The 6949-nt window shown below is 46.0% G+C and carries 6 protein-coding genes; 3 read left to right on the forward strand and 3 right to left on the reverse strand.

Annotation, left to right across the window (positions count from 1 at the left end; genetic code table 11):
• The first annotated feature begins 116 nt into the window (after nt 1–116).
• Nucleotides 117–479: a helix-turn-helix transcriptional regulator gene (locus tag QUA33_RS27070; protein WP_333152714.1), complete on the forward strand. Its 363-nt coding sequence runs from the start codon at nt 117–119 to the stop codon at nt 477–479.
• An 82-nt stretch (nt 480–561) separates the two neighbouring features.
• Here the strand turns inward: QUA33_RS27070 and QUA33_RS27075 are convergent, their stop codons facing one another.
• From QUA33_RS27075 to topA, 3 genes are all read right to left on the reverse strand, one after another.
• Entirely contained in the window at nt 562–1014 is a 453-nt protein-coding gene (locus tag QUA33_RS27075; protein WP_333152715.1) for an HNH endonuclease signature motif containing protein, read from the reverse strand.
• Complete coding sequence (locus QUA33_RS27080) at nt 1005–1250, reverse strand: hypothetical protein (RefSeq protein WP_333152717.1); 246 nt, start codon at nt 1248–1250, stop codon at nt 1005–1007. The genes QUA33_RS27075 and QUA33_RS27080 overlap by 10 nt, the downstream gene beginning before the upstream one ends.
• Before the next feature lie 194 nt (nt 1251–1444).
• The gene (gene topA, locus QUA33_RS27085; RefSeq protein ID WP_333152719.1) at nt 1445–4177 is read right to left on the reverse strand and encodes a type I DNA topoisomerase; all 2733 of its coding nucleotides are present in this window, start codon (nt 4175–4177) and stop codon (nt 1445–1447) included.
• Between the two features lie 476 nt (nt 4178–4653).
• Here topA and QUA33_RS27090 point away from each other — a divergent pair, with 476 nt between their 5' ends.
• Nucleotides 4654–5325, forward strand: a complete 672-nt coding sequence (locus QUA33_RS27090) for a VOC family protein (protein WP_333099683.1) — start codon at nt 4654–4656, stop codon at nt 5323–5325.
• 170 nt (nt 5326–5495) lie between these two features.
• The coding region (locus tag QUA33_RS27095; RefSeq protein ID WP_333152721.1) for an AAA family ATPase at nt 5496–6949 on the forward strand (1454 nt) is incomplete at its 3' end.

The raw sequence follows: 6949 nt of genomic DNA on the forward strand, positions 1-6949 counted from the left end.
GCTTTTATCAACAAGGTATGCGGGCCGCAACCCTTATACAGTCTATCTCGTAGACCTTTTTGTCACCCCCCCAGGAAAAATATAGGATTTCATTGTCCTTTACACGATTTCCTGATATGGCGTTCTCCCTTGGCAAGCGCCTCAAGGCTACCCGCGAAGCACTCGGATTAACCCAAGAGCAAGTTATTGAGCAGTTAGAGCTGCGCTACGGGATAACCCTGAGCCAACAAGCCATCTCGTGTATCGAAAACGGCAAGCGCAAAGTAGACGCCGAGAGGGAGTTACCCGCCTTCGCCGCCGTGTACGAAAAACCGATCGATTACTTCTACGAAACCCTGGAGTTGCCCGTCGCCGCACCCCCAGTCGCACCCGCACCCAAGCGCCGCTCAACAGTCACCGTTGACATGGATGCTCTGACTCACCGCGATAAGCTAGAACTAGCAGCAGAATTAATTCACAACGTTTTGCAAGAAACTTAACTAATAGGAATTAAGTTAAGCTGATTATGTATTTTGATATTTTAGGAGAGCCTTTCCATAATCTAAAATCGAGCGCTCGATATTATAAATTTTGGCAAGGATCGCTAGAGGGAGGATGCCACCCTGCCCTAATCCATAAACGACGAGCTCTGATAATCGCTCCTTCATTATGATATTGATCGTTAAGGTCTAATCGATCGCAGGTTCCCCTACCTGTTGGAGTAATACCCATTATTTCTAAACCATCCGCCGACCAGTTAAAATGCTCAGACCATTGCTGTTGACGGGGGTTAAACAAAGTTACTTCTTGTTCTGTTTCGGGGTCAGTACCCGTGACAAAATTATAGCGATTATTATTACAGCGATGACAAGCTAAAGCTAAGTTTTCAAGCTCATCGCTACCACCAATCGAGCGAGGTAAAATATGATCTATCGTAAATAGAGTAGAGCTACTTTCTTCCGCTGAATGGCAATATTCACAAAGAAAATTAGCTCTACTTCTTACTAAATTTCTAGTAGCGCGGTTTACGGACATGAGGCTGCTATAACTTTAGCGTTAATTAAGGTAAAAATCCGATCGAGTTCTAGTAAGCTTGCTAATTCTACAACCTCTTCTGAAGTTAAAAGATTAGCCTTTTTTCGGTCGGCTAGTTCTTCTAATCGGGCTTGCAGGTTTTCCGTAAATTTGAATAAGTAAATATTTCTGACTTTCTCAATCGAAATCTCACGCTCGATCCAGTAGGAAGGTTGTACCATAAGTTCAGCTATCATGGTGATTCAATTACTCCAATTACTACATGGATAGTCTTGATTATATCATGAGAAAGAAAGGATTACTTTAGAAAGAGCCGACCTACTTACCCACGGGGCGATCGCAGAAACCGAGTTTTTTACCGAATCTGTTTGCTAAAACAAATTCTTGTCGCAAAAAACCCGGTTTCTGACCGTACCGTGCGTAAATCCTGCTAACTTGACTTAGTTGTTTTCTTGGCTGTTGTCGCAGTCGCCGTCTTTTTAGCAGTGGTTTTCTTCGCCGCAGTAGTCGTCTTCTTAGCAGTAGTTTTCTTCGCCGCAGTCTTCTCAGTTGCAGTCTCGGACTTCGCCGCCGCAGTCTTAGTAGACTTCTTCGACTTGCTGCTAGATTTACCGCCTCCCGCTGCTTCCTTCGTTGCTAACAATTCCAGTGCTCTTTGCAAGGTGAAATTCTCCACAGATTCATCCTTCGACAAAGAAGCATTGATATCGCCGTGTTTCACGTAGGGGCCGTAGCGGCCGTCGTAAACATTGATCGGTTCTCCTGACTCTGGATGCGCGCCCAATTCCTTCAAAGGTGTGGCTGATTTGCTGCGGCCGCGGGCGGCTTTCGGCTGCGATAATAACTCTAAAGCCCGATCGAGCTCGATCGTCAAAACATCATCCGGCGGTTTGATCGATCGATAATCTTTCCCCACCTTACCCTGGTCGTGAACCACATAAGGCCCGTACATCCCCAAATTAGCTTGCACCTTCGCCCCCGTCTCCGGGTGAGTGCCCAACAACCGGGGTAAAGTCAACAAACTCACCGCCATATCCAGCGTCACGCTATCCTTATCCGTCCCCTTCGGTAAAGAAGCCCGCTTCGGTTTCTTGTTCGTTTCCGAAACTTCCCCTAACTGAACGTATGGCCCATAACTGCCAATCAGCACATAAATCGGTTCCCCGGTTTCCGGGTGAAGACCCAATTTTTCCGGGCCTTCGGTTTTTTGCTTTAACAGAAACTCAACTTGTTCCGGGTCTAAATCTGCCGGCGTCAAATCTTGGGGAATCGATGCTTTTACCAAGCCTTCTTCGCTTTCAGATTCCAGATAGGCGCCGAATTTGCCGATGCAAACTTTTGCTGGCAAATTCTCCAATACCACAGTTCGGGCAACTTTCGCATCAATCTGACTTTCCTGTTCCTTAACTTGGGTTGCGAGTCCGGTTTCCCCTGTATAAAACTTTTGCAAATACGGCAGCCATTTCGCCTCGCCGGTGGCAATTTCATCGAGGGTTTGTTCCATTCGGGAAGTAAAACCGGTGTCTACTAAATCGGGAAAATGTGTTTCCAATAAAGTCGTGACGGCGAAAGCGGTGAATGTCGGAATTAGGGCATTAGCTATTAATTTGGCATATCCCCGATCGACAATTGTACCGATAATACTCGCATAGGTACTCGGACGGCCCACACCTTCGCTTTCGAGCATTTTGACCAGAGAAGCTTCCGTGTAGCGGGCGGGAGGTTGAGTTTCGTGACCAACTGCCTCTAAATCCTTACAATTAGGTTTATCCCCCACCTTCAGCGCCGGCAAAATCACCTCTTGGTCTTCCAACGCCGCATTCGGATCGTCGGAACCTTCCACGTAAGCCCGCAAAAAGCCTGGAAAATCAATCCGTTTGCCGCTGGAACGGAAACCGGCATCTTCTACCTGAGTTTGTACCGTAACGTGAGTTTGGCGGGAATCGGCCATTTGAGAAGCGACTGTCCGCTTCCAAATCAAATCATAGAGGCGGAAATCAATCCCATCCAATCCCGTTTGCTGCGGAGTCCGAAAAGTGCTGCCTGCCGGACGGATAGCTTCGTGGGCTTCCTGGGCGCCTTTGCTTTTGGTGGTGTATTTGCGCGGTTGGGGGCTGAGGTATTCGCTGCCGTAAAGTTCTTGCACGCAACTGCGCGCCGCTGCGATCGCCTGTTCGGACAAATGTACCGAATCCGTCCGCATATAGGTGATAAAACCGCGTTCGTAGAGACTTTGGGCAATTCGCATAGTTTCCCGCGCACCCAGCCTCAGTTTGCGGTTAGCTTCCTGCTGCAAAGTCGAGGTTGTAAATGGTGGCGAGGGTTTGCGGGTGACTGGCCGTTCTTCAATATTCCCGACAGTCCAAGGTTTGTTTTGGATGCGTGAGAGTAAAGCCCGCGCCTGTTCTTCGTTCAGCAAAAGTACACGGCGGCCTGCGATAATTTGCCCGGTATTTTCATCAAAATCGCTGCCGTTTGCAACTTTTACATTGCCGACTGTCACGAGTTTGGCATCAAAGGAAATTTTGCCCTTTTCCAAAAGGGCTTTTAAATCCCAGTAACTACCTTGGCGGAAGGCGCGGCGTTCCCGTTCCCGGCGCACCAAAAGCCTGACTGCGACTGACTGTACTCTACCGGCGGACAAACCCCAAGCGATTTTTTTCCACAATAGCGGAGAGAGTGTGTAACCGACGAGTCTGTCGAGAATTCGGCGAGTTTCTTGGGCTTGTACTACTCGATTGTCGATATCGCGACAGTGAGTTAAGGCGTCGCGGATAGCTTCGCGGGTGATTTCGTGAAACACCATCCGCTTGATGGGAACTTTGGGTTTGAGGATTTGCAGCAAATGCCAGGAAATGCTTTCGCCTTCTCGGTCTTCGTCAGTAGCTAGTATCAGTTCTGTGGCGTCTTTGAGGGCGTCTTTGAGTTCTTTAACAATTTTCTTTTTATCTTTCGGGATGACGTAGAGGGGTTCAAAGTCTGCTTCCACGTTTACGCCCAGTTGCGCCCATTTTTCTCCTTTAACGGCTTCTGGTATTTCTTCGGCGGAGGATGGTAGGTCGCGGACATGGCCCATCGATGCCTCTACACGGTAGGTGGAGGGCAGGAAGTTGCGGATGGTGCGGGCTTTGGTAGGAGATTCGACGATGACTAAGGTTGACATGGCATCTTTTAAATGTGGATGGCAGCGCAGCTAGAGGGTCTAAGTTAGAGAGTTTAGGTCAGATGTCAAGGCTTCTTTCAAATTTGGGCGATTATTTTCAAACTACCTTAATTTTTAACTTACTGCCGATCGGGTTGCAGGTGACAAGCTGATGGGATTTTACTGCTTTCGGGGCAGAGGCTGCGAATCGCCTCTCTACAAGATGCACTCCTTGGATGACCTGACTTTAGCAGAATTGTCGGTAACTGGATGTTGAGACTGCTGGATGCGGGCGGATGGTTCCTCAATCTGGTTGTAACTTGAAGGTTGGGGCGACCGATTTTAGATTTTAGATTTTAGATTGGGAAAGATTTACTGAGTACAGGTTTTGGGCTTTGGTACAGTACGCTGTGCAGCATCAGCGTGGCGATCGGAAAAAAAGCAATCACAGAGGATTAAAATTACTTGAGCGATCGAGTAATTCGATGAATAATTCTATGACAGTTGAATTCGACCATCTTTTCATCCTTACTGATATTGGTGCTTCGGAAGCTAATCGTTTATCATCCTTCGGTTTAGTTGAGGGTGGATCTCGCATTCATCACGGACAAGGTACAGCCAATCGCTGTTTCTTTTTCCATAACGCAATGTTGGAATTGTTATGGATTCACGATCCAGAAGAGGCGCAGTCTGAGCCAATTCATCAGACTCGTCTTTGGGAGCGATCGACAAATCGGAATAATGGTGCGTGTCCATTTGGCATCTGTTTGCGTCCAGCCAAAGGTGCTGAGGACACAGTTGCATTTTCAAGTTGGGCATATCGTCCACCTTATTTATCTGAAACTATGAGTATTGCAGTAGGAACAAATAGTGATGTGTTGACTGAACCCATGCTTTTCCAAATTGCCTTTGGTAAACGTCCAGATCGAGACTCGGCCCCTAAGTCACAGCCTTTGGATCATGGTGTTGGTTTCCGGGAAATTACTCGTGTAGAATTAGTCAGTCCTGCTGCAAATAATCCGTCACCTGAACTTCAAGCAGTGCTTGAGACAAATCAATTAAAATTGCGGATAGGAACCGAGTATTTTGTCGAGCTCGGTTTTGATGGAGAAGTGCAGGGACAACAGGTAGATTTCCGGCCTGGATTGCCGCTTATTATCAGTTGGTAATCAAAACCTGTAAAACAATTAATAATATGGCTTCACTATCCAACGAACTGCGATCGTTCGTACAGAATGCCCACTGACAATTACAGGAACATTAGAGGCCATTGAGAATTTTTCAAGTTGGCTGAGTAAACTAGAGATATAGTAACCCCCTATTTATTGAGAACTGGAAAATGGAGACAATTACTGACCTGCCAGGGTATCGCATAACAGAGCAACTCTATGCAGGATCTCGCACTTTAGTCTATCGCGGTGTTCGGGAGAGCGATCGCACTCCAGTCGTCATCAAACTGCTGCGAAATGAATACCCCAGCTTCAGCGAACTGCTGCAATTCCGCAATCAATATACCATTGCCAAAAATCTACGTCTGCCGGGAGTGGTTGAACCCCTCGATTTAGCACCTTACAAAAACGCCTATGCTTTGATAATGGAGGACTTTGGAGGAGTTTCCCTGTCTACTTATATCCCGTCAGCAACTAATAAAAACCAACCCGATAAATCTGTATTTTTAGAAAACTTTCTCAACCTAGCCCTCAAACTAGCAAATATTCTCCACTCTCTCTATCAAAACAGAGTTATTCATAAAGATATCAAACCCGCCAATATTCTGATTAACCCACATAGCAAAGAAATTAAACTCATTGACTTCAGTATTTCTTCCCTGCTGCCGAGAGAAACCCAAGAAATCCAGAATCCCAACACCCTCGAAGGAACCTTAGCTTATCTCTCCCCAGAAAAAACAGGAAGAATGAATCGAGGCATTGACTATCGGAGTGACTTTTATTCCCTCGGTGTGACCTTCTATGAATTGTTGACAACACAGTTACCATTCGAGTCAGACGACCCAATGGAGTTAGTGCATTGTCATCTAGCAAAACAGCCGATTCCGGTACATCAAATCAAGCCAGAAGTTCCCCTAATTTTATCGCAAATTGTTAGTAAACTGATGGCAAAGAATGCGGAAAATCGCTATCAGACTGCATTAGGACTGAAACACGATTTAGAAAATTGTCTGGCTCAGTTACAAAACACGGGTAACATTGAGACGTTTGCATTGGGAACGCGGGATATTACAGACCATTTCCTCATCCCCGAAAAACTCTACGGCAGAGAAAATGAAGTTGAAACATTATTAGCAGCCTTTGAGCGAGTCAGCAGAGGCAGCACCGAAATGATGCTAGTATCCGGTTACTCGGGCATTGGAAAATCCGCCCTAGTACAAGAAGTATATAAACCAATTACTAAAGCCAGAGGTTATTTTATTGCCGGAAAATTCGACCAATTTCAACGAAACATCCCTTACGCGGCAGTTGTTAAAGCCTTTCAATCATTAGTCAAGCAACTCTTAACAGAAAGCGAAAATCAACTCAATACCTGGAAATCAAAACTTTTAGCAGCTATTGGCACTAATAGTCAAATAATTGTCGATGTCATTCCTGAAATAGAATTAATCATTGGCAAACAGCCGGCCGTACAAGAATTAAGCGCTACAGAAGCACAAAACCGGTTTAATTTAGTATTTCAAAAATTCATCCGCGTGTTTTGTTCAGTTGACTATCCCTTAGTCATCTTTCTCGACGATTTACAATGGGCTGATGCCGCTACATTGAAATTGCTACAAGTAAT

The organism is Microcoleus sp. Pol14D4, assembly GCF_036701245.1.
Lineage (GTDB): Bacteria > Cyanobacteriota > Cyanobacteriia > Cyanobacteriales > Microcoleaceae > Microcoleus.